Origin of the sequence: Wolbachia endosymbiont of Frankliniella intonsa (assembly GCF_029856955.1) — a bacterium.
Classification (GTDB): domain Bacteria; phylum Pseudomonadota; class Alphaproteobacteria; order Rickettsiales; family Anaplasmataceae; genus Wolbachia.
The window spans coordinates 1,334,437-1,358,203 of sequence record NZ_CP097148.1 but is presented as its reverse complement, the minus strand read 5'-3'; the positions used below and the strand labels follow the sequence as shown (position 1 = coordinate 1,358,203).

The 23,767-nt window shown below is 34.2% G+C and carries 17 protein-coding genes, 2 tRNA genes and 4 pseudogenes; 9 read left to right on the top strand and 14 right to left on the bottom strand.

The window, feature by feature from the left end; all coding sequences use genetic code 11:
• Positions 1 to 477: 477 nt before the first annotated feature.
• Together M3L71_RS07630 and M3L71_RS07625 are read right to left on the bottom strand one after the other, a co-directional pair.
• Positions 478 to 1,548: pseudogene (locus tag M3L71_RS07630) on the bottom strand (IS3 family transposase).
• Positions 1,549 to 1,651: 103 nt separating this feature from the next.
• Positions 1,652 to 2,824: pseudogene (locus tag M3L71_RS07625) on the bottom strand (phage portal protein).
• Between the two features lie 303 nt (positions 2,825 to 3,127).
• On the opposite strand from M3L71_RS07625, the gene lipB reads away from it, so the two are divergent.
• Genes lipB through M3L71_RS07605 form a run of 4 tightly spaced genes read left to right on the top strand, consistent with a single transcriptional unit; the run spans position 3,128 to position 5,678 of the window.
• Complete coding sequence (gene lipB, locus M3L71_RS07620; RefSeq protein ID WP_280143557.1) at positions 3,128 to 3,745, top strand: lipoyl(octanoyl) transferase LipB; 618 nt, start codon at positions 3,128 to 3,130, stop codon at positions 3,743 to 3,745.
• On the top strand, positions 3,745 to 4,725 hold the full coding sequence (locus M3L71_RS07615; RefSeq protein ID WP_280143556.1) for an LD-carboxypeptidase: 981 nt from the start codon (positions 3,745 to 3,747) through the stop codon (positions 4,723 to 4,725). The genes lipB and M3L71_RS07615 overlap by 1 nt, the downstream gene beginning before the upstream one ends.
• A 29-nt stretch (positions 4,726 to 4,754) precedes the next feature.
• The gene (locus tag M3L71_RS07610; RefSeq protein ID WP_264336399.1) at positions 4,755 to 5,102 is read left to right on the top strand and encodes a transposase; all 348 of its coding nucleotides are present in this window, start codon (positions 4,755 to 4,757) and stop codon (positions 5,100 to 5,102) included.
• A gap of 27 nt (positions 5,103 to 5,129) precedes the next feature.
• Entirely contained in the window at positions 5,130 to 5,678 is a 549-nt protein-coding gene (locus M3L71_RS07605) for an IS630 family transposase (RefSeq protein ID WP_349292754.1), read from the top strand.
• A gap of 152 nt (positions 5,679 to 5,830) precedes the next feature.
• On the opposite strand, the gene M3L71_RS07600 is transcribed toward M3L71_RS07605, so the two are convergent.
• Positions 5,831 to 6,379, bottom strand: a complete 549-nt coding sequence (locus tag M3L71_RS07600; protein ID WP_349292702.1) for a hypothetical protein — start codon at positions 6,377 to 6,379, stop codon at positions 5,831 to 5,833.
• 212 nt (positions 6,380 to 6,591) lie between these two features.
• Here M3L71_RS07600 and M3L71_RS07595 point away from each other — a divergent pair.
• Positions 6,592 to 7,452, top strand: a pseudogene (locus M3L71_RS07595) (IS630 family transposase).
• Between the two features lie 29 nt (positions 7,453 to 7,481).
• Here M3L71_RS07595 and M3L71_RS07590 read toward each other — a convergent pair.
• From M3L71_RS07590 to dnaE, 7 genes and pseudogenes are all read right to left on the bottom strand, one after another.
• Positions 7,482 to 7,790: pseudogene (locus tag M3L71_RS07590) on the bottom strand (IS630-like element ISWpi10 family transposase); the annotation flags it as partial.
• Between the two features lie 605 nt (positions 7,791 to 8,395).
• A tRNA-Met gene (locus M3L71_RS07585) sits at positions 8,396 to 8,467 on the bottom strand.
• Positions 8,458 to 9,759, bottom strand: a complete 1,302-nt coding sequence (gene purB / locus M3L71_RS07580; RefSeq protein WP_280143555.1) for an adenylosuccinate lyase — start codon at positions 9,757 to 9,759, stop codon at positions 8,458 to 8,460. The genes M3L71_RS07585 and purB overlap by 10 nt, the downstream gene beginning before the upstream one ends.
• A gap of 236 nt (positions 9,760 to 9,995) precedes the next feature.
• Complete coding sequence (rplI, locus tag M3L71_RS07575) at positions 9,996 to 10,550, bottom strand: 50S ribosomal protein L9 (RefSeq protein WP_280143554.1); 555 nt, start codon at positions 10,548 to 10,550, stop codon at positions 9,996 to 9,998.
• A gap of 3 nt (positions 10,551 to 10,553) precedes the next feature.
• Entirely contained in the window at positions 10,554 to 10,832 is a 279-nt protein-coding gene (gene rpsR / locus M3L71_RS07570; RefSeq protein ID WP_010402759.1) for a 30S ribosomal protein S18, read from the bottom strand.
• Positions 10,832 to 11,605: a 30S ribosomal protein S6 gene (gene rpsF / locus M3L71_RS08370; RefSeq protein ID WP_349292753.1), complete on the bottom strand. Its 774-nt coding sequence runs from the start codon at positions 11,603 to 11,605 to the stop codon at positions 10,832 to 10,834. The genes rpsR and rpsF overlap by 1 nt, the downstream gene beginning before the upstream one ends.
• 48 nt (positions 11,606 to 11,653) lie before the next feature.
• Positions 11,654 to 14,983 carry a DNA polymerase III subunit alpha gene (dnaE, locus tag M3L71_RS07560; protein WP_280143553.1) on the bottom strand — a complete coding sequence of 1,110 codons (3,330 nt, stop codon included), beginning with the start codon at positions 14,981 to 14,983 and terminating at the stop codon, positions 11,654 to 11,656.
• Positions 14,984 to 15,183: 200 nt separating this feature from the next.
• Between dnaE and M3L71_RS07555 the strand changes: the two genes are divergently transcribed.
• Complete coding sequence (locus M3L71_RS07555) at positions 15,184 to 15,696, top strand: ankyrin repeat domain-containing protein (RefSeq protein WP_280143552.1); 513 nt, start codon at positions 15,184 to 15,186, stop codon at positions 15,694 to 15,696.
• Here the strand turns inward: M3L71_RS07555 and M3L71_RS07550 are convergent.
• The gene (locus tag M3L71_RS07550; protein ID WP_280143551.1) at positions 15,626 to 16,768 is read right to left on the bottom strand and encodes a collagenase; all 1,143 of its coding nucleotides are present in this window, start codon (positions 16,766 to 16,768) and stop codon (positions 15,626 to 15,628) included. The genes M3L71_RS07555 and M3L71_RS07550 overlap by 71 nt on opposite strands.
• 487 nt (positions 16,769 to 17,255) lie before the next feature.
• On the opposite strand from M3L71_RS07550, the gene M3L71_RS07545 reads away from it, so the two are divergent.
• The 3 genes from M3L71_RS07545 to M3L71_RS07535 all read left to right on the top strand — a co-directional run bounded on the left by M3L71_RS07545 (position 17,256) and on the right by M3L71_RS07535 (position 20,188).
• Positions 17,256 to 17,328 (top strand) — tRNA-Val (locus M3L71_RS07545).
• Between the two features lie 27 nt (positions 17,329 to 17,355).
• Entirely contained in the window at positions 17,356 to 18,252 is an 897-nt protein-coding gene (locus M3L71_RS07540) for a cation diffusion facilitator family transporter (RefSeq protein WP_280144182.1), read from the top strand.
• A gap of 55 nt (positions 18,253 to 18,307) precedes the next feature.
• The gene (locus tag M3L71_RS07535) at positions 18,308 to 20,188 is read left to right on the top strand and encodes a hypothetical protein (RefSeq protein ID WP_280143550.1); all 1,881 of its coding nucleotides are present in this window, start codon (positions 18,308 to 18,310) and stop codon (positions 20,186 to 20,188) included.
• Here M3L71_RS07535 and plsY read toward each other — a convergent pair.
• From plsY to M3L71_RS07520, 3 genes are read right to left on the bottom strand one after another with little or no spacing between them, the layout of a single operon-like run.
• Positions 20,183 to 20,761 carry a glycerol-3-phosphate 1-O-acyltransferase PlsY gene (gene plsY, locus M3L71_RS07530; RefSeq protein WP_410543484.1) on the bottom strand — a complete coding sequence of 193 codons (579 nt, stop codon included), beginning with the start codon at positions 20,759 to 20,761 and terminating at the stop codon, positions 20,183 to 20,185. The genes M3L71_RS07535 and plsY overlap by 6 nt on opposite strands.
• A 9-nt stretch (positions 20,762 to 20,770) precedes the next feature.
• On the bottom strand, positions 20,771 to 22,237 hold the full coding sequence (locus tag M3L71_RS07525; RefSeq protein WP_349292701.1) for an alanine/glycine:cation symporter family protein: 1,467 nt from the start codon (positions 22,235 to 22,237) through the stop codon (positions 20,771 to 20,773).
• A 2-nt stretch (positions 22,238 to 22,239) separates the two neighbouring features.
• A complete protein-coding gene (locus M3L71_RS07520) occupies positions 22,240 to 23,577 on the bottom strand; it encodes an alanine/glycine:cation symporter family protein (RefSeq protein WP_280143548.1) in 1,338 nt (445 codons plus the stop codon).
• Positions 23,578 to 23,767 lie beyond the last annotated feature (190 nt).

Genomic DNA, 23,767 nt, shown 5'->3' with positions numbered 1-23,767 from the left:
AATAATATAAATTCCGTAAATACTAGATTTTGCATAAGATTTCCTTGAAGCTTTTCGCTTCAGAATTCTTCTCTTGTGATCTAAGTATGTAGCAGACGATGTCATCCTAGTAGCCCCTTTGGTGTTATTCCAGTGCTTGACACTGGAATCCATTTAGAAACGTTGATTACTTTTATACTAGCAAATTTAACTGGATGCCAGTGTCTGGGCATTAGAATAACAAAAAGAGGGCAGGGCCCTCCTTGTATATTAGATATAGGCTGAGTTATGATCGTGATAAACGTGATCGCTTGCGCAGTCGAACATTTTCACAAAACCATTCTCTAGATAGAGATTATATTCATGATGTTGATCTAATAACTCAAAGTATAGTGCACCCATTTGTCTAGACCATTTTTTTAAAGTGATCCGATTTTTAAAATGAATATGTTGATAAATACGTCGACACACATTTAAAGTATTTATCAATATATTCATTTACTGTTTATGATAATAAAGATCAGCAGGAACTTTATAATTTAGAGTCTGATGTAGCCTTCTATAGTTATACCAACCAACAAAGTCATTTATTATAAGATTCAAATCTCTGATACTATTTGGTCTATAATAATATATAGCTTCTTGCTTTAAAGTTCTCCATAAGCGCTCAACAAATATATTGTCGAAGCAACGTCCTTTATGGTCCATACTGATTTTAATATTAGCATGCTCTAATTCCGTAATAAAGTTGTAGCAAGTAAACTGTACCCCTTGATCACTATTAAAAATCTCATGTTTACCTTGTTTTAGAGCTTCTTTGAGAGTATAAAGGCAAAATCCAGCATCGAGATATGGTGATAATGAATGAGCAATAATATAGCGACTATACAAGTCCATTATTGCCACAAAATAGACAAACTTACCTTCTACCATAATATATGTTATATCAGTAGCCCATACCTGATTAACTCTACAAATAATCAAATCTTTGAGTAGATAAGGATATATTTTATGCTTTTTTTCTTTAATACTTGTATTACATCTTTTCTACAATACAGCCCACTAATCTTCATTTTTTTCATAATTCTTAAGATTTTTTTGCGATTGACTACTACCCCACTCGCTATGATTTCAGCAGTAATTTTACGATATCCATAACGGCAATCAGAAGCCAAATATACTTCTTGAATCAAATTTGCTACTTCACTTTCGTTATTAATTATAGGCCTATAATATAGGCTAGATCTGCAAATCCCCAATAAATCAGCATGTTTCCTAATTGACAGATCAGAATCTTTTCTATAAACCTTACTCTATCTTTTTGCTTATTTCAGTAATTTTTTTCAAATAGCTATTTTCCACTGTCAATTCTCCTATTACTTTATGTAAACTTTCTATTTCTTGCGCTAAGATTCTTTGTTTTCTCGCACTTTCACTTTCTTCAACAAATAGGTCTTTTAACCTTGCCAATACTCTATCACGCCAATCATATAGATTTGTTGATGGTATTTTATATTCACTACATATCTCAGCTGTGCTTTTTTGATTTTTTATTGCTTCCAAAGCTATCTTTGCTTTTAACTCTGGTTCATATTTTTTTTTGTTGCCATTCTTTTACCCCTTTACCTTCCTACTCGGATCAACCATTTTTTTGTCTAGTTTATGGGGTGCATTATAACTTATCACCACCGGGTAAAGGTTGCAAGCCAAAAGCCTCTCTTTTTTCATTGAGCGTCATGAAGCTTGCGTTTTGCACGTATTTCCACATCTTTTGTCTTTTTTCCATTAGAATTTCTATTGCATCTTTGTCGTATGACAAACATAAATCCTTACCACATTTTGGCACTAGCCAAGAATTCAGGTGACAGATAATATTTTCTAGCGTTGGTAAAATCGTCTGTTCCCAAAGGGAAAGACGTGCTTCAACTAAATTGCTATAAGTATTATCACCTGGTATGCCAAGCAACTGAGGCGGAACGCCAAAAGCTAGCGCAATATCACGAGCTGAGCTATGTTTTGACTCAATAAAATCCATATCCCTCGGTGATAAGCTCATTTCCTTCCACTCTAGGCCCCCTTCAAGCAATATAGGTCTTCCAGCATTGACAGGACCTGAGTAATGATCATTTATCTGTCCTTTTAAGCGTTGGTACTGCTCTTGACTTAAGTTTCCACCACTTCCATCCTTTTCTGATTTTACAACCATTGCACCACTTGGTCTTGCTCCATTTTGCAGCATTGCCTGATTCCAAGCACCAGCCTGATTATGCTGATCTATACTATATGCAGCTGCCTCAATTGGTGAAAGTCCATACCAATCATTCAAAGGGTTAAAGGTTTTAAGATGCAGTACTGTTGAACGCCCAGTCAATTTATCAACTTTAAAGTCATAACTGTTGTTATTTACGGTATAACGATAGGCATAAGGAACGTTACTTCTCCCTGGAATAATTTCAACTCTATCGGGGCGCAGAAGATAAAGCTCTGTTGGTTTGTTATGCGGCTCAATCATCAATATATAAGAATTGCAGTTAACTAATCGATAAGTCACAATCCCCTCAATAAATTCCGATTTTGATGTCATTGGATTAGGAGAATAAAGTAACTTCAGTAATGGATGCGCTTTTAGTTGTGATTTTCCCTGGTCAGTAAGCTGGCAGAGAGTAAAAGGTACCGAAGATGAAGCACTTGCGATCATATTAATTGCTCGAAAGGCAATAACATTTTTTATGTAGCCTTCCTCAGCAAAACTTACATAATCACGCCTACTCCAACTTGGTTACATCATTAGTTGCAAAGCAGAGTATTCACTGCTTTTCTTTCTTTGAAAAATGTTAAAATTCATATTTGCCTCCTGAAAAATTAAATTTGTTAAAAGATTAAAATTATAGTTGAATTATATCAATTGGTGTTACAAGAACGATATCATCTGAGTAGCTGACACTAGTTCGTTTGCGATAGTGCCATTCAAGTAGCCCATATTTGTCATCCAAGTAGCTTGACACTAGGATCCATCTTTTTATACAATTTAGTCAAATACGTTCCTTTTAGCTTAAAACAGCTATGCTTACCAGTTCAGTGTGCTATCTACAATCAAATTTCTGGATTCCAGACTGGAATGACATTGATAGACCTAAAGAAATAGAATATGACAGAATGGCTAATATCTAACCAACTTATTGATTATAACAATGCTGTAGAATTCATGGAAGCAAAAATTCAACAAATTTACAATAATTTATCTGACGAGCTAGTATGGCTGCTCCAGCACCCTCCACTTTATACTGCAGGAATCGGTGCAACAGATGATGACATTATTGAAAAATTGTTTCCTGTCTATAAAACAGGCAGGGGCGGTAAATATACATATCACGGACCAGGGCAGCGCATTATATATTTAATGCTAAATCTTAAAAAAAGAAACAAATGTGACATAAAACTATATATCAGAGACCTAAGTAATTGGATCATAAATGTTTTAAAACACTTTAATATACTTGGGGAATTTAAGGAAGATAGAATAGGCATTTGGGTGAACAACAACGGAGTAGAAGAAAAAATAGCAGCTTTTGGCATTCGCTTGAGAAAATGGGTAACTTATCATGGCATAGCACTTAATGTCTCTCCAAACCTTTCCCACTATGAGGGTATTATTCCTTGTGGAATAAAAGATTACGGCGTTACATCAATGGAAAAACTAGGAGTAAAAGTTTCTCTTTGCGAATTAGATGATATATTAAAGCAAGAGTTTCATAAGATATTTTAATGTATTCCTTTATTCTTTATTTTCTATGCCTTTTACTCACTAATCCTGCAAATCAAGTTGATATTATTGCTCCTTCTTCGAAAGGAAAAGAATCAGATCTGCCTACTATAAGAGAATACGTAAAAACTTTGGGTTTTAATCCTCACATTTCGGAGAAAATATACAGTAATGACAACCCATTTTATTCTAACTCTGATGAGTTTAGAGCGAATGATTTGGTTAATGCGCTCACTGATGATAGCAAAATAATTTTGTGTATCAGAGGAGGAGAAGGGGCTTCTCGTCTAATTCCTTACCTAGAAAAGCTGCCCAATGATAAAAAAGAAAGAATTGCTCAAAACAAAAAAATTCTTATAGGCTATAGTGATATCACTGCTTTACATATTTATCTGCAAGTTAAATACGACTGGCAAACCCTCCACGGCACCATGTTGGAAATGATAGTAAATAACTCTGTTGCTGAAAGCTCTGTTGAAAAATTAAAAGAATTAATTCTTAACCAACGCAACTCTATCAGATTTGACAACTTAAAGATGATAAATAATGGAGTTAGACTAAAAAATGGCAGATTAGAGTCTAAAATCATCGGTGGTAATATGACTTTGGTTGAAAACAGTATAGGAACTGCTTGGCAAATAAATGCAAAAGACAAAATTCTATTTTTAGAAGACATAAGAGTTTATCCATATTCAATTGAGCGCAGTCTAGATCACCTAAAACAAGCTCATATTTTTGATGGAGTACATGCAGTAATCTTTGGAGACTTTGTTAACTGTTATAATGATAATCTTGTTGAAGTTGTAAAAGAAAGGTTTGCAAAGAGTGTTAACTTTCCTGTATTTACAATGAAAGGGGTAGGCCATGGACATATAAATGACCCTTTACCTCTTAACACTCACACTATCATCAGCATTCAAGACGAGAAGGAGTTTATGGATGTGCAACAGTTATACAAGTATAGTATTTCCCAAAGCAAATGATAAAGGTATAACAAAGTATTTGAGTTATAATGGCATATAGTGTGGATTTAAGGGAAAAGGCAGTATTGATGATAGAAAAAGGGAAGACAAAGGTTGAGATAGCAGAGCTCATGGAGATAGGAATAGCAACTCTGTACCGCTGGTTAAAAAAGAAAGCTGCTGGTGAAAGCTTAAAGCCATCTAAAAACGGTAGCTTTATTCGAAAAATAGACCCAAAAATACTCGAAGAATATGTTACAAAGAATCCAGATCATACTCTGGCAGAGATGAAACAAAATCTTGGATTTGGAATAAATTCAATTTGGTATAGACTAAAACAGCTAAAAATTACTTTAAAAAAAAGTCACACTATATCAAGAGCGCAATCAAGAAGATAGGCAGCAATTTATTGATAAAATCTCAAAATAGAACATTCCAGCATCTTATATATAGATGAAGCAGGAGTTGATAATAAGTTATACCGAGAATATGGACGTGCTCCAAGAGGAAAGAAAATTTATGCAGATATTCCAGGGAGAACTCGAGAGAGAATCAGTATAGTAGCCGGGTGGATTGGAATGAGATTTATTGCACCAATGACTTTCAAAGGTGGGTGTGAAAAAGAGGTATTCAATATATTGTTGGAGAAGATGTTATTACCTAAATTGCCACTTGGCACAACCATAGTTATGGATAATGCTACATTTCATAAGACCACTAAAACAAAATCATTAATAGAGTCTTTTGGCTTTCATGTGCTGTATCTTCCAACATATTCACCAGATTTGAATCCCATAGAACACTGTTGGCATACCATCAAAAGCCGCCTCAGACCTCTAATGTATAAATGTACAGACTTACAACTTTTGGTTGGTAATACCATAATGGAAATTTATCCATTCATTTTAGAAAATACTATAGCTTTATCTAACACTCCTTTCATTGCAGCACTTTCCCTTCAACCATTCAAGTAGCCCTCCTTCTTGTCATCCCAGTGCCTAGACACTGGAATCCAGATCAAGTACGGCTATTATCCAAATAACCCTTCGTTGTTATTCAAGCAGCACCTTCATTGTCATCCCAGTGCCCAGACACTGTGATCCAGGAACCTGCGTCACGCGCTCTACTATGAAGGAATGCCAGTAACTCCCTGCTGTTCATTTATTGAGTTGAAAATTGGTTTTTCTGCTCCATCAACTTTAGTACTAGGCTTTAGTAATTCATATGTAGCACAACCAACTACCAGTGCTGCTGCTGTAACTGCAACCACTGCTATAACGATAGGTATCAACTCAGCTGTAATTATTCCAGTTGTAAAAAGTGCCACTGCTATAGCAGTGCCTAATAATTTATTCACTCCACCAGCAATCATTGCCTTATTACGTGCTTTCACAATCATTGCCTTATTATTATGTTCTTCCACAAAAGGACGTCCTCCTGCGTCTAATAGAGCTTTTACTAAGTCTTGATTCTTAGGATAATCTAAAGGAGTCTTTCCACATAAATATACTGCATTAACATGTGCTTCTTTTTCAAGTAAAATCCCTACTATACCTACGCGACCATTCTTAGCATCATTATGTAAAAAAAGAGGTTCGTCTACATCAAAATCTGCTCCTCTTCCGAAGAAAGCCTTTTTTATCTCTGTTTGATCATTAAAAGCAGCATAGTGCAAAGCAGTGCACCACAAAATATCTTTCGCATTAACATCTGCTCCTTTTGAGGTTTATAATGCACCCCATAAACTAGACCAAAAAAAATGGTTGATCCGAGTAGGAAGGTAAAGGGGTAAAAGAATGGCAACAAAAAAATATGAACCAGAGTTATATCTCTTTTCATAATGGTCCAAACGGTTTAAAATAAGAGTTTATAGTAGTGAAGGTAAGTATGCCAGCAGCATATAGTTATGATTTAAGAAAAAAAGCAATGGAGGTACTAGACGAAGGGGAAAGCAGAGAAACGGTAGCAGCAAGATTTAAAATTGGAAGAACTACATTATGGGAGTGGCAGCAAAGAAAAAAAAGAAACAGGAGATTTTCAGTCGAAAAAACTTGGAAATGGAGGTTATAATCATAAAATTACCGACTGGAATAAATTTACTGAATTTGCCAAAAAAACATGGTGGAAAAACTCTATCGGAAATGGCTAAGCTTTGGAGTAATGTTAGTATCCCAACGATTCATCTAGCTCTTAAAAAAATTGGACTCACACGCAAAAAAGACATATGGATACAAAGAAAGGAATGAAGAAAAACGTGCTGAATTTTTGAAAATTATAGCAACGAAAGAACCTCAAAACTTAGTATATATAGATGAATCTGGTATTGATAATACCGAAGACTATCCCTATGGATATTCTCAGAAAGGACAGCGATTTTATGCCCTAAAATCTGGAAAGAAAACTCAACGAATTAGCATGATTGCAGCTCTAAATAGTAGAAAAATAGTTGTTCCGTTAACATTTGAGGGCCATTGTAATATGGATATCTTTAATAAATGGTTTGAGCAGTTTTTGACACCTATTTTGGAACCTGGACAAACTGTTATCCTTGATAATGCTACTTTTCATAAGTCTAATAAGATTACTGAACTTGCTAAAGAAGTTGGTGCTGAAATTTTGTATCTTCCTACGTATTCCCCAGATTTCAATAAAATTGAGCATCATTGGTTTGCTATAAAAAATAGAGCTAGGAAAAACATCCCTCTATTCACATCTTTTCGTCATGCTGTTGATTCTGCTTTTCTATGAACTTTCCGGACTATTATGAAAAGAGCTATAATATTTGGATTTCTTTCTACCCATATTTCAATTTGCTCACGTTGATTTTTGTTTAATTTGCTTTTTCTTCTCCGCTGAAACGGGGCAAATAATTTTTCTACTCTACCAAATTTTAGATGCTTTATCCATTCAGTCAAAGCAGTCCTTGAAATTTTACATATTCTTGCCACAGCGCTTATACTACTTTCTTTTCCTTCTATCACCGCTTGTAACTTTTTTGAAACATATGCGTTATTTCTTACCTTTTTTAACATTTCTTTCGCTAAATTTACAACTCTTTCGTCTAATAGTTTTGACCTTAATGCCATTTATACCTCGCTATTTCACTTACTCTAGTATGACTTTTTTCCCAATTATTCTCTATCTGTTCTTTCTATAGCGGGAATTGGTATAAGATAGACAAAAACACAGTAACAAATGGTGTCATGCAAGTAGCTATCCAGCCTTTCTTAACAACAAAAACTTAGCATGACTTTTGTGCTCAAAAAACTTCTGGATTCCAGCATCAAGTGCTGTAATGACATGGTAAAATATTATTCAAGTAGCCTCTATCCCAGTACCTATTCGGTGTCATTCAAGTCAACTCTTTTCTTGTCATCCCAGTGCCTAGACACTGGGATCCAGAAAACTTCACTTTAAATGAGTGCATTAGATTGTCTTTATATAGATGCCAGTGTCAGCTACTCGGATGAAATTCATTTAGTTGTCTTTTCTCATCTACCTTACCACTTTCTTGAACGGATACCATTAGCCATTCCCCTGAATAGATACAACAAATGTTGTATCTTTATCACTTCACATACATTATTCCATATACTATATGAACAACTGAAAAAAAACTTCAGTTAATTGACAATGAATCACGTTATTTTGTCAAATGCGCTGCTATCGCCAAACCATAGCTTAGCTTGAGTGGCTGAGGAGGGATTTGAACCCCCGACCAAGAGATTATGATCCTCCTGCTCTACCACTGAGCTACTCAGCCTCATTAAAAACCTTGCTATATATATGATCTACATGTTTCGTATAATACTTCAAATCAAACAAAGATTCAAGTTTTTTAGAGTTAATAACTTCAAGTAAGGATTTATCTTGTTTCAGTTCGGCCAGAAAATCACTATTGTTTTGTTTCACTTTCATTGCATTGCTCTGAACAATTTTATACGCCTCTTCCCTCGCCAAACCACTATTTACCAACTCGAGTAATACTCGTTGTGAAAAAACCAAGCCTTTTGAAGAATTTAAGTTCTTTTCAATGTTTTCCTTATTGATCACCAATTTATCTATCAAATCTGTTAATCGTACTAAAGCAAAATCCATTGCTATACAAGCATCAGGAGCAATGCATCTTTCCACAGACGAGTGCGATATATCTCGTTCGTGCCATAATGCAACATTTTCTAATGCAGGAAAAACATAGCTGCGTATTAAGCGTGAGAGCCCAGTCAAATTCTCACTTAAAATAGGATTACACTTATGCGGCATAGCAGAACTTCCCTTCTGACAAGTGGAAAAATACTCAGAAATTTCTCCAACTTCAGTTCTTTGCAAGTGACGTATTTCAACGGCAATATTCTCTATTGAACTTGCAATCACTCCTAAAACTGAAAAGAATATTGCGTGTCTATCACGAGGAATGACTTGAGACGATATGGTTTCAGGTATAAGTCCCATTTCTTTCGCTACATACTCTTCAACAAACGGATCAACATTTGAAAAATTACCTACTGCACCTGATATTTTACAAATCGAGATCTCTGTTTTCGCGCTAATTAATCTCTGATAATTGCGTTTAAATTCAGCATAAAATCTAGCAAATTTTAATCCAAGAGTTGTTGATTCTGCATGCATTCCATGACTGCGCCCAACACAAACAATATTTTTATAGTCCTCAGCCTTTTTTTTCAGTGCTGAAAGTATATTTTTTAAATTTTCGAGCAAAATATCACATGATTCCTTTAACTGAACCGCAAGGCATGTATCTAAAACGTCAGAACTTGTCATTCCATAATGAAGATAACGAACATCAACTCCCGCTTCTTCAGCAACATATGTTAAAAAAGCTATAACATCGTGTTTTACAATGGATTCAATTTCGTTAATACGTTCAATATCAAATTCAATAACATCAGAGAGCTTCTGAGCAACACTATTTGGAATCACTCCTAACTCTGCTTGAGCTTCACACGATAATTTTTCTATTTTGAGCCATATATTAAACTTATTTTTTTCTTCCCAAATGGAAGACATTTCTTTGCGGCTATAGCGTGGGATCATTTTTGATTTATTCCAATAATGGTGTCATTCCAGTGCATGACACTGGAATCCAGATATAAAAGTATTTGCAAATTATTCAATGGATAACGTATTCTAGAAGCATAAAATAATGTCCATGATGAAATAAAAAGGATCCCAGTGTCACGCACTGGGATGACATGAGGGGAGCACTGGGATGATACAAGCTTAGCAATGGAAGACATTTCTTTACGACTATAACAAGGGATCATCTTTGATCAGCTATCATCACCATCAGTAGCTTCTTTACTCGCATCTTGCTCTTCCTCTTGTTGCTCAGATTTCTGATTTTGCAACTTTACTTGCCTCAATTCATGTGCATCTTTTTCAGATCTTACAACGTATATAGTAATTGGAACTATCACTTTACTATGTAATTCTATATTTACTTGATACTCGCCCAAATTTTTGATACTTATTCCACCAAAAGATAAAGTATGATGACTTATATCATATCCTTCTTGTAATAAAGTTTTTGCAATTTCACGTGTGGTTACAGAGCCAAAAATCTTTGCATCCTCTGAAGCTTGCTTTATTAATATAATAAATTTATCATGCAGTGATGATGCAAGCACTTTTGCTGCATTTAATTTTTTGATATTTTCTTCTTCCAATAATAAACGCTGTTCCTCTAACTTTATTAAATTTTCCTTAGTGGCTTTCATCGCCTTTTTTTGTGGAAAAAGAAAATTACGTGCATAACCTGGCTTAACTTTGACAACTTCACCAAGCTTACCTAAAGTTGTTATATTTTCCTTTAAAATTATTAACATAAATTACCTAACTTTTTTAGTACAGTAAGGAGCAAGAGCTAAAAATCGTGCTCTTATAATTGCTAAGCGCAACTTTCTTTGTTTTCTTGCGCAAACACCTGTTAACCTTCTAGGTAATATTCTACCATAGTCAGAGGTGAATTTGGACAATAAATCTATATTCTTATAGTCTATGTCCTCATCTTTAGATGCAGTAAGAGGACAGACCTTAGGACGCCTAAAGCCAGTTCTGTTATTTACAGACACGTAAGAATTATTAAAACTATTTCGTCTTTTCATCATTATGCACTTTTCTCCTCAATTTGTTTATCCAGCATGTAAGATTTACCTTTAAAAAACTCATTAACCCGTACAGACAAGTGGCGAATAATATTCTCATTCAGTTTTACTCTACGCTCAAATTCATCCATAATGCTTGAAGTAAAACTTATACACATCATACAGTAATGACCACTTTTCATCTTATTTATTGGGTATGCAAAATCCAATAGACCCCAATATTCATATTTTATCAATCCTGAAGCTTCAATATTTTTGAAAAGCACTTCCAGCGTTTTACTCAATTGATTTGAGTCTACTATTTTAAAACTTTTTAAAACCTCTTGAAGGGGCTTTATTAGATGTTGTGAAATATTTTCCTTAAAAGCATTTGCTACATTATAGATAAATGCACTTTTAGTGTTAGCTCCTGGAAGGTCCATAAAATTTTGTTTTATTCCCGTATCACTTAGTTCATTTTTCAATTCTTTATCGATTCTTGACTTTATTTCTTTTAAATTTGAAAAATCTTCTTCCAATTCAACCCATAAAATTTTTGTCAGAGTTTCAAAAAAATCAGAGTAAACAATCAGACTTTTTTTAATGCTTTCAGTACTTGCCTCTAGCTCTTGTTTTGTAACTGTGCTATGTTCTCTTTCTATGAGACCTTTAACCTCCCGAGAAATAACATCTGCTTTAATATTTTTCAACAAAATAGCAAATTCTTGGACCATTTCTTCTACTTCTTGCTGCAATAAGTTCGGTTGTGCTATAAAAGTAAATTCATAGAGATTCACTATATCTTCCTTTAATATCAATTAAACAATTTATTATATAAAACTTTTTTATATAAGCAAGTTATTTGTATTAATTTCTACGCCTTCAATCCAACTTAAGTGAGATATTTCATAAATAGCTTGGGGGGTGATTGAATATGTACCTGGCAACAAGATGCTGACTTTATGTTTTTTGAGAAGAAACTTTAGCATTATTTTGGTTTTGCCTCCATTTTTCAACACTGAATTCAACTCCTCAGCAACTTTTTGCGAGTCTGCACATACAGCAGTTAAAACTAATCCTTTCATTAGAGAAGTAACCTTTTCTGTAAATTCAGATATGTCCTTTCCTGATAGTCTCGTTGTGTTTTCTGAAATTTCAAGATCAATTATCACAAATGCTCCAGGTGAAAATAGATTCCTTTTTTCTTCTATTATTTCATTATTGTAGAATGCTATTTCAGAAACATTGTGGGGATCAGAAAGTGTTAGGATAACAAATCTTCCACGTTCTGAGGTTCTCATACGCACATTTAATATTACACCAGCAGTTTTTATCGTCTTACTCTCTCCGATAAACCCAATATTTAATTTTTTCAAAAGAGTTTTAAATTTTTTAAGCGGGTGATTAGTTAAATAAAACCCTAGTGAAAACAACTCATGCTCTAATTTTTCCTCTTCATTAAAATCTTCCACATCCTCGAGTTTTGGCTTGAGGACATCAAGATTGCCAAATAAAACAGCTTGATTTGACTGCCTATTTTTATTTGCAAAGTAAATCAATGTGTCTATTGACTCGTATAACTGCTTTCTATTTTTGTGCACACTATCGAATGTTCCAGATTTAATTAAACTTTCTAATGCCCTTTTATTTATTATATGCCCCAAATTTTGAATGAATTCCCATATGTCCTTATAAGAACTTGAGCGTGCATTTACTATTCCTTCTGCTATAGCAAAACCAACATTACGCAAAGCAGCAATTCCGTAGCGTATGTGCTCACCCTCTATTGAAAATTCAGCCTTAGATTTGCTGATATCAGGCGAAAGAACATCAACTCCAGTGAATTTTGCAGCATGATAAAACAAATTCAGTTTGTCTCTATCATCAATGTTGAGATTCATCAAGGCCGTAAAAAATTCTAGCGGGTAGTTAGCCTTAAGGTAAGCTGTTTGGTAAGATATAATCGCATATGCTGCAGCGTGGGATTTATTAAATCCATAACCAGCAAATTTTGCAACAAGATCAAAAATATAACTTGCCCTGTCGTAATCAACACCGTTTTTTGTTGCTCCTTGAACAAAAAGTTCACGTTGTTTATCCATCTCTGCCTTAATTTTCTTACCCATGGCACGTCTGAGTAAATCCGCCTCTGCTAAGCTATATCCAGAGAGAATACGCGCTATTTCCATTACCTGTTCTTGGTAGATTATTACTCCGAATGTTTCTTTTAACACCTCCTCAAGCAATGGATGAATGTAATCTGGCTTTTCAAGTCCATGCTTTCTTGTAACATAAGTTGGAATGTTATCCATAGGCCCTGGGCGATAAAGAGAAATTAAAGCGATGATATCTTCAATGCAGTCTGGCTTTAGTTTGATTAAAGCTTCTCTCATTCCCGAACTTTCAAGCTGAAACACTCCGATTGAATCACCTCTTGAGAGCATTTCATAGGTTCTTTGATCAATCAAAGAAACCGAGGAAATATCAAATTTTTTTTCATCACGATTAATTAAACGACATACATGATCTATTAGTGTTAGCGTACCAAGTCCAAGAAAATCAAATTTTATTAACCCAGCTTTCTCTACATATTTCATGCTGTATTGAGTGATTGGCAGAGCCGAATTTGGATCATAATAGACGGGAACAAAATTTTCTAATTTTTGATCGCATATTACAATTCCAGCAGCATGAGTTGAAACGTGACGATATATTCCTTCGAGCTTTAGTGATATATCAAGAAGCTTTGCAATTACCTCATCACTATCTCGTTCTTTCTGTAGGTTTTGATCAAGCTCTATCGCTTGCGATAAAGTTACAGGATTTACTGGATTAAATGGAACCATTTTAGATATTTTATCCACTTGAGAGTAAGGCATTTGCAATACTCTACCAACATCACGCAATACTGCCCTTGCTTGCAATTTTCCAAAAGTGATTATTTGAGCAACATAACCGTACTTTTTCTGAACATAATCAATAACCAGGTCCCTTTTCTCTTGGCAGAAATCGATATCAAAGTCAGGCATCGATACACGATCAGGATTTAAAAATCTTTCAAAGATCAGACCAAACTTTATTGGATCAAGATCTGTAATTTGTAAGCTCCAAGCAACAATCGATCCAGCACCAGAACCTCTTCCCGGTCCAACTGGAATGCCATTTGCTTTGCTCCAACGAATGAAATCAGAAACTATCAAAAAGTAGCCAGCGTAGTTCATCGAAGTTATTACGCTTAGTTCGTAATTCAGCCGATCGTAGTATTTTTTAAGGTCTATGTCCGTTTCATTTGCAATGTGGAATTCTAATCCTGCAACTGCCTGCTCCCTCAGTTCTTCATTCTCAGTTTTATTTTCTCGACAAGGAAATTTAGGCAAGATAGGCTGCCTGCTTCTTGGCATGTAAGAGCACCGCTTAGCTATCACTAAAGTGTTATAAATTGCTTCGGGAATGTCGCTGAACAGTTCCTCCATTTCTGCCACAGATTTGAAGTAATGCTCGGTAGTTAACTTCTTTCTGTTATTCTCCAGGGCATAACTGCCCTCCGATATGCACGTTAATATATCATAAGCTTCATAATCAGATCTATTTGAAAAAAACACATCATTCGTTGCAACTAGTGGTATATTGCGCTGATAAGCAAAATCTATTAAAGCTTCTTCAAGCTCTAGCTCTTTATTCAGACCATGACGCTGCAATTCAACATATAAATGACCATCGAATGCTGAGAGCAGTCTTTTTATCGTTTCTTTATCTTGCTTCAATAACAGTTGAGCCAATATGCCGTCATATCCACCAGTTAAGGCGATTAGGCCTGAACTTAAATTTAATATCTCATCAAAATCAACGTAAGGAATATCGCTGTTATTCTTGCGCTTTTTAAAAGATTCACTCACCAAGGTGACTAAATTAGTGTACCCTTGTTCATTTTTTGCAAGTAGGAGTATTGATAAATTTTGTTCTAAGTTTCGAACGATAATATTGCATCCTATTATTAGCTGTATTCCCCTACTTGCTGCATATTCTGCAAATTCAAGCGAGCCAAATAAGTTACCTGAGTCAGTAACTGCAACTGCCGGCATTTTGTTCTGCAAACAAAGACCAATCAGCTCCTCAATTTTAACCGAACTCTCAAGCAGAGAATAAACGCTATGAACACGCAAGTGTATGAACATAAAAAACTTTAGATTAGCAATAAAAGGATAACATTAATTTGCTCGTAGGGATATGAAAAGGTCTAAAACTGAAATAACACCAAAGAGGCTATTTGAATCTAATTTACTATTCACAATCCCTGTTATTAGCTTGTTTTAATTGACTTTTTATCATAATTATGTAATAATTAAATAACTCTTTTAATATTGAAGGTAAAATCATGACAGGAGAATATGAATCACTGAAAAAAGTACTGAGTACGATTGAGGCTGAGAAAGATTTAAATAAAGATAATATAATTGAGAAAATACAAGAAGAACTAAAGGATCAAGATCTATATCAAGAGTGGGAGGAAAATAAATCTGATGTAAATTATGTATTTAATTCTCCCCCCTCATCGATGAAATTTACGTTATTAATGATAGCTCCTCAGAATGGTTACAAAAAGACAGTAGGGGTTTTACTCGGAGCAGGAGCAGATGTTAATGCGAAAGATGGGTTGAATCGCACTGCTTTGCACTATGCTGCTTTGTGTGGTCGCAAAGAGATAGTAGAGTTTTTAATCTCAAAAGAAGCAGATGTTAATGCGAAAGATAGTTTTGGGAGCACTGCTTTGCACCATGCTGCTTTGTATGGTCGCAAAGAGATAGTAGAGTTTTTAACTACTCTTGACTGTTTTGATATTCATTACCTTGTTGATCAGAGTAAGTCAGCTCAACCTGTCCATCAGTAGTTTTTACTGCCTTTAAGAAATGATATTCCTTTGATATATCGAGGGTATCATTTGTTGCCCTATTAACAGCACGAGCATAATCGTAAAATGACACATGCTCTACAGCAGAGAAACTTCCAACGTTTTCTCCATCTATTTTTTCTATATTTGCTTTATAATACGATACATCTTTAATTTCTCCACCCACTATTTCTTGACCAGTTGCTATAAAATCTCCTTTTGTAACTTGCAAAGCGTTGAGATGTTCCATTGCAGTTTCTGTATCATTCTCAGCAAGCCAACTTTTGAAGTCAGCATCATGTCCTTTTATGTCTTTCAAGAAACTTTTTGATTCATCTGAGTTACCTTGACGTAAAGCATCTAGGTAGTCTCTTAATAAACTAGGATCTTTTTCCTGTAAGTACATTATCAACGCATGACCAGTTTTATACACTAAACTGTTTCCTTCACCATTGGCTGAGTATTGTAAATTTAAAATTTCACCTAGATCCAAATTTGCGGCTTCAGTTTTATCAATGCTTGACCCTTGAGCATTGAACTTGTGATCTGAATGATGTTCAAAGTAATCTGCAATTCCCTCAATTAATACTGTAGGTAGAGATTTTCCTCCTGTAGCCAAGTAAGTTAAACCATGTGCAAATTCATGCTGAAGGTTATGAACGCCACCTTGCTGATAGACATACATCTCAGCAAAAATATCAGCTTCTCCTTTGTAGTAACATTTACCACCTTCATCTCCAAGGTAAGAACCAAAACGTTCGCTTCCACCAAGGTGAGTGTAATCAGCCTTATCATCAAACACATAAATTTTGAATGTTTGTTCTGAGCTACCAGGCTCCAGCTTAAATGCATCTTTAAAATTAGTAGCTGTTTCTCTTATCTCGCTTTCAATGTGAGCAACTTTACTTGTTCTTAAATCATGAGAATGAACCTCTACTTTGATATTTAAATCTTTAACTTCTATGATATGCTTGTTGTTAAAATATTCATCTTTAGATATATTTTTATTTACTTGTCGATTGATTGTCATTACTTTAACCCCTAATTTATTAGTCTTTACAATATCAAGCATAAAGCTACTTCCGCTAAGAAAGTGTAAATTCTCATATTGATATAATTTATATCTTAATAAAAAAAGTATAGACAGTTAACTCAATATGAAAAATCGAGAATATAGCTAAAATTCCATAGCTGTTAATAAGTAGCGGAATTATAGTTAAGAAATTTACTGAGTAGAAAAAAAAGGTAAAAAAATCCTTTAGTAGCGAGTTTTATAATGTAAATTGGCGTTGTAATAATGTGCTAACAAGCGCGATTTGGCTGAATGTAGAAAAAATTTAAAAGACATGCAGTCGCTATAATTTTTATGTAATTTGCCAATAAATACCTGAGTTTTTTACTGAATTTTGTTGTTAAATCCGCGAAGATAAAAACAAGCACAAATACCCTTGCTAATATAGTAAGGAAGGTAAGAAGGTTTGTCAAGGAATTTCATCCAGCAAGAAGTCTAAAAGCAAATTGACTTTCATTTCATTGAAGCACTATACTAAAGCTACGACGGGTAATTAGCTCAGTTGGTAGAGCACTTGCTTGACGTGCAAGGGGTCGCTGGTTCGAGCCCAGTGTTACCCACGATTTTTGCTCATAAAAAGATTTTGTATGACAGCAGTGCACAATGGCAAACACTCAATAGCAGAGTCCAAGCGCTTAATTTATTCCATAATAATAGTTGCTATAACAATGCTTATGGAGATAGCAGGTGGAATAATTTCACATTCGCTTGCTCTGTTATCAGATGCAGGTCACATGCTCACTGATCTTTTTGCCTTGATTTTAAGCTGGATAGCACACAAATTTTCAGCTAAGAAATCTGATTTACAGAGGTCATATGGGTATCACAGATTGCAGATAATTGCAGCATTTGTTAATGGTTTAACTCTATTTTTCATTGCAGTAGTCATTATAATTGAATCAATAAAAAGATTTATTTTTCCAGTTCATGTTGAATGGAAAATAATGTTAATAATTTCCACACTTGGCCTGATTTCTAATATCATAGTTTTTTTTATATTACATAGTAAATGCGAAAGTAACATAAATATAAAAAGTGCTGTATTGCATGTTATCGGAGATATTTTAGGTTCTGTAGCTGCTATACTTGCATCCATAATTATCATGTTTACCGGATGGCAAATAGTGGACCCTATTTTGTCAGTATTTGTCAGTGTAATAATCTTAAACAGTGGCTATAAAATTCTCAAGAATTCTTGCCATATACTCCTTGAAGGTACACCTGAGAGTTTATCTGCTGAGGAGATAAAAAGTGAGATTGTATCTAAGTTACCTGAAGTGATAGATGTGCATCATATACATGCATGGTCACTATCTGATAATTATTTTATACTTACTATGCATGCCAAGATAAAGCAAAATGGACAACACAATAATATTTTGTATGAGATAAAAAAAATACTATTAAATAGGTTCGAAATTGCGCACTCTACAGTTGAAATTGAATACGATGAGTGCGTAGACAGTAAAATACTTAAGCATTGACATCTATAGGATATTTGTTATTACTACAATATAATAATATTATAGAGAGTAGGATATGATAGGTATTTCCCAAATACAATTTCCTGGAAAGGATTCTTACAGATTAAAGACACAAAGTTACTTCGCAGCTTTTGTTTCTTTAAGCATTTTAGTTAATCCTGCCAATGTCTTTTTATATCTTGCCACATTCTTTTTTAGATCTGAAATAAAAGCTTTTTACGTTTATAAAGACATAAAAGCTGCAAAGCAGGAAAAAATAAGTAAAAAGGAATATGGGGAAATATTTTTTGAGAAAAATAAAATTAAAATAGCATCTTTCCTTTTATTTTTTGCTTCTGTAACATATCTAACCTTTACAGCTACTTTTCTGCTCGTTTCGTTACTTGCAACAATACCACTTGCAATGGTTTTAATTCTATTACAAAGTGAATTAAGGCCAAAGGATTTTAATCCATTTACGTTACTCAAAGCTGCTATAAGTTTCTTTTTAGAAGGCATAAAAGAAAATACTCGCAGTATGACAAATGAGTTTGATGATACTTATGAGCATTTACTGCCCCATCTATTGAATGACGATATTAGTAATAATATTGGCAAGTTAATACGCAAGTATAATGCAGTAACAGAAGACGCTATTAATAGTAGGGAATTTGAAGAATTTATTGAATATATAAATTACTTACATATGCTTGATGGCCAAACATTTAGTAATGAGAATAAGGGAAAATTAGTAATGTTTTTGCAAGATTTTTGCAAAGGTAATGAGAAACATAGCTCTGGTTTCACTGGTGGACAAATTCTTCTGTTAGTTCTTAGAGCCTGCAATGATGGAGATAGAGAAGCTGTAAAAAATAAAAAAGACGCGTTGATTGCAAATTTACTAGATAGCCAAACTTTCTCTAGAAAAGAACGAATTCCTAACACATGTTTTACTGGTGTTATCTACAGAATGTTAAGTACATTAGAGGGTATTCATTCCGATCCAGAGATTAAATTTACACCACCTAGACAAATGCTCCTTACAGAAGCAGAAAATGAAGCACGTAAGTTTATGTTAGACAGGCTAAAAAATAAGAAGAACAGTAAAGAAATTCTTAGGGCTTGGCATAACGCCCAAAATAATTATGAAGATAATAAAAGTCAAAAAATAGTTGATGATTTTATTGCAGAAGTAAGTATTTCCTTAATGAGAAATTTACTGAGTTTTACTTCTAAGTATAGTGAACAAATTGCGCTGACATTAATGAAAAATATCAGCTCTGTAAAGTTAAATAAATTAGAGCACTTTGCGCTGTCTCAGCACATAACAAATAAACTACAGGGGGATGGTTTAGACGATCAACTCGAAAACATCAAAGGAAAAGTCTTTTTGGAGCTTTTAAACCAAAATTTACTTAGAACAGATTTTTTTCTCAAGGACTCATCTTTAACTGAAGCTAAGAGAATAGCTAGCAAAATAATAAAAGAAGAAGTAAAAGAATTAAAATTGAAAGCCAAGAAGACTATTAAGGGTCAAGTTGCCAGAATGTTAGATAGTTTAAGAACGTTACCACTAGAGAAAAGGTGTTATAGGGTATACACCGAACTGAGTAAAAATAGCAGAGACGATAAAGAAGAAATAAAGAAAATTCTGCAAGAAAAGCTAGCAATAACAGAAGCAGTGATAAATAACATGTTAAAAAAAGAAGCTTCATGTAAACTAGAGCTAGAAATTGAAGATATTTATAATCAAAACAAGTACAATATCACTACACTTTATGAAAAAATAAAAAAAGTGAAACAAGGATTTATTGAAGATCGGCTTTTAATACCTCAAGAAGTAGAGAGTATAACAAGAGTAAAAATTACAATCTTAAATAAAGAAGATAAAATAATACCATCAAGCAGTTTATCTCGTAGTTTAAGTGTCAGTGATTTAACATCTCATCGCTTATAAAAACTTATGCTCTCTGCCTTGCAGAAGATTTGCAATATTTTTATAATGCTTCAAGAAAATTAATATCGCTACAGTGAGTAGTATAAGGAATAACTCCTTTTGAAAAAAGAAAGATTCTATAACAGCTCCTGCAGTAGCAGCCAAGGAAGCAAGAGAGGAGTACCGAAAGATAAAAAATACTATTAGCCAGACAAATACAAATGCTAATGCTATAGAAATGTTAAGTGCTACTAAAACTCCCAAAGTTGTTGCAACCCCCTTTCCTCCATTGAACCTTAGCCAAATAGGAAACATATGCCCTAGAACTGCTAAAATTGCAGATACATATATATATAAATCGTTATTATCACAAAATTGTTGTGCTGTATAAACTGCGATAAACCCTTTAGAGGTATCCAGAAATAACGCAAGAGCAGCAAGAAATTTATTTCCTGTCCTTGCAACATTTGTAGCACCAATGTTTCCTGAACCTACTTCTCTTAAATTTATACCATTTATTTTTGCAATAATTAAGCTAAACGGTATTGAACCTAATATGTAAGATAATACAAAAACTACAAATATCTCTATCATAGCAAAAATCTAGCTAATTTTATTATTCCTTAGCCTTTTTAGATAACATTGGAATTCATTGTTAATCTGATTGCTAAACAGTATAAGTGCTGTCATATTGATGAGTGCTAAGCAAGAGAATAAAGCCCCACCAATATTAGCAATAGCCATTATATCTTTGGAAAGACCAGAGATAAATGCCACAATTATTACCGATATTCGGTATATCACTATACTCTTTGGACCAAATAAATATAACCATCCCATTTCACAGCAATAGACAAATGAAATTACTGAAGAAAATGCAAACAAAGGCGCAGCTATGGTTAAAAGGATAGGAAACCAAGAAGAAACTGTCTCAAATGCTTTTTGGGTGATCAGTATTCCCTCGCCAGTGCTGGTCTGGTATGCACCTGTTATTACTATTGTTATTCCTGTTAAGCAACAAATTAACATTGTATCAAAGCATGGTTCTATCATCGCAACTAGTCCAGTTCTTACTGGTTCTTCATCCTGAGTTGCTGCATGAGTAATTGATGCAGAACCAACACCTGCTTCACTGGCAAAAATTGCCCTTTGAATTCCAGCAACAAATGCTCCTACCACTCCTCCACCAACGGCATTGAAGTCTATCATACTGGAAAACAATATTTTTAATGTATTGCCAAAATTGTGAATATTGAATGCAATGATTGTGGCACAACTCAAAATATATATTAGTGACATGATAGGCACTAGTGCAGAAGATACTCTAGCTATTCTCCTAATTCCACCGATAATCACCAGAGCAAGTAGCGTAGAAATTATGGAAGAGAGAAACCAAGGATGACCATCTATCCAATTTGAATAACCAGATAATATTGAAACCATTTGGTTAGTTTGAAACGCTACACTTCCACCAAGACCTGATAATACAAAAACCGCTGCATATATTGCAGCCAGTACGATACCAAGTTTTTTAAATCCAAATTCCTCTAGCCCATTTCTTATATATTGAAAAGGACCACTAAATAACTGCTCTTGACCTTCTGTTCTGTGCCTGAATGCTAAAGTCACTTCAGCGAATTTTGCTGACATACCAAAAAAGCCTGTAATCATCATCCAAGGTACCGCTCCTGGTCCTCCCATTGAAACTGCAATTGCAACACCGGCAACAGTTCCAAGACCTACTGTGCTTGATAGCGCGGTTACAAATGCCTGAAAATGAGTAATGTGACCATCGTGATGATCTGTGTCATATTCTCCACACAAAATAGCGAATGCATGCTTAAACATCCTTATGTTGAGAAATTTAAAACGTAGTGTTAGAAATATATAACCAAAAGCCAATAGAAGAATTATAAATGGTACGTGAAAGATCTTGAAAAACAACACTTCATTCATGAAGTTGCTTACTCCATTTAATGCAGTTTCATAACTTTTATGAAAAACTGAAGCAGCGTATACATCGTTAAACGATAGGCAAAATAACATCATGCAAAGCAATCTATAAATCATGTTTAATACCTTTTGTAATAAGAATCTATTGTATTTAATACTTCCCTTCTCAGTAGATATATTGCAACAGCATTTGGAATCATAAGGCACATAAACAGGCTATCGCCTAAATAAGATATAAATTCTATATTTTTTGACATACAACTGATATACACTGAACCCACTATAAGAATTTGGAACAATATCAGTACTTTTTTGTTACCAAATAAGTACAACAGGGCAACTTCACAGTAGTAATAGTAAGCTATTATTGTGGAAAATGCAAAGGAAAACATTATCAGCGGAAGAGCTAGCTTGCTCAATAAAGGCAAGGCTGTTGAAAATGCTGAGCTAACTAACGTAATATCACCTACGGTATTAGTGCTATGCATATCGGTGATAATTATCACAATACCAGTCAAAAATGAGACTAATATTGTGTCTACAAATGGTGCAATCATTGCAACACTTCCAACTTTAACTGGGTCTTTCTCTTTTACAATCGAATGTGCTATAGCTGCTGTTCCAGTACCTGCTTCATTAGCAAACACTGACCTTCTTACCCCTGCTATTAATCCACTCAATACTCCACCTCCTATAGCTGATTTGTTAAAGATATCTTGAAATATTATAGATAGAGCATTCAGTAGATTATTTCCGTTTACACAGATTAAATATATACACATGCCTATATATAACATTATCATGATCGGCCCTAAACCTGTTGCAACTAAAGCAATTCGCTTTATTCCTCCCAGTATTACAATTAATACAAATAGCGAGATAATAACAGATGTGTTGTATTCAAATAAGTTACTTGACAACGCTGCAATTTGATTTGCCTGAAATGGTATGCCGCCTAGAATCATTGCAACAAGCAGCATAACTGCGTAGATAAATGCAAGGAATTTGCCAGTCTTCATAAATCCAATCTTTGCAAGTCCATGTTCCATATAATAAAAAGCCCCACCAGTTGTGTTTTCAGAGCGATAGGTAAATGCAAGTACTACTTCAGCAAACTTTATCGACATACCGAGTATTCCAGTAATTATCATCCAAAAAATTGCACTTGGGCCCCCTATTGTAATAGCTATTGCAACTCCTGATATTGTTCCAAGGCCAACTGTTCCTGAAATGACTGTTGTAAACGCTTGAATATGAGTGATTATACCATTGTTATTACCATTACATTTTAGGTTGAATAGCGTCTGTATTCCATACTTGAATAATCTAAAGTTAATGAATTTGAACCGAACAGTACAAAAAACTCCAGTTGCAATTACCCAAAGAATTATAAATGGAATGTTGAATATCTTTATATACAGAAGAGAGTTTAATAGATCAGTTGCTTTTATAATCATGAGGCTGAAGTAGTAATGGATTGAAAGATATATAACCTATTTACTGCTGTAATACAATCTGTTTAGTATGCATTTCATTACTGTAACTTACTTTAAATATTAAATAATTTACTTGTTAAATATTATTTTTAATTTAAATTAACATTTCTATGATATAATTAAATTATTTAATATATTTATCATGGGCAAA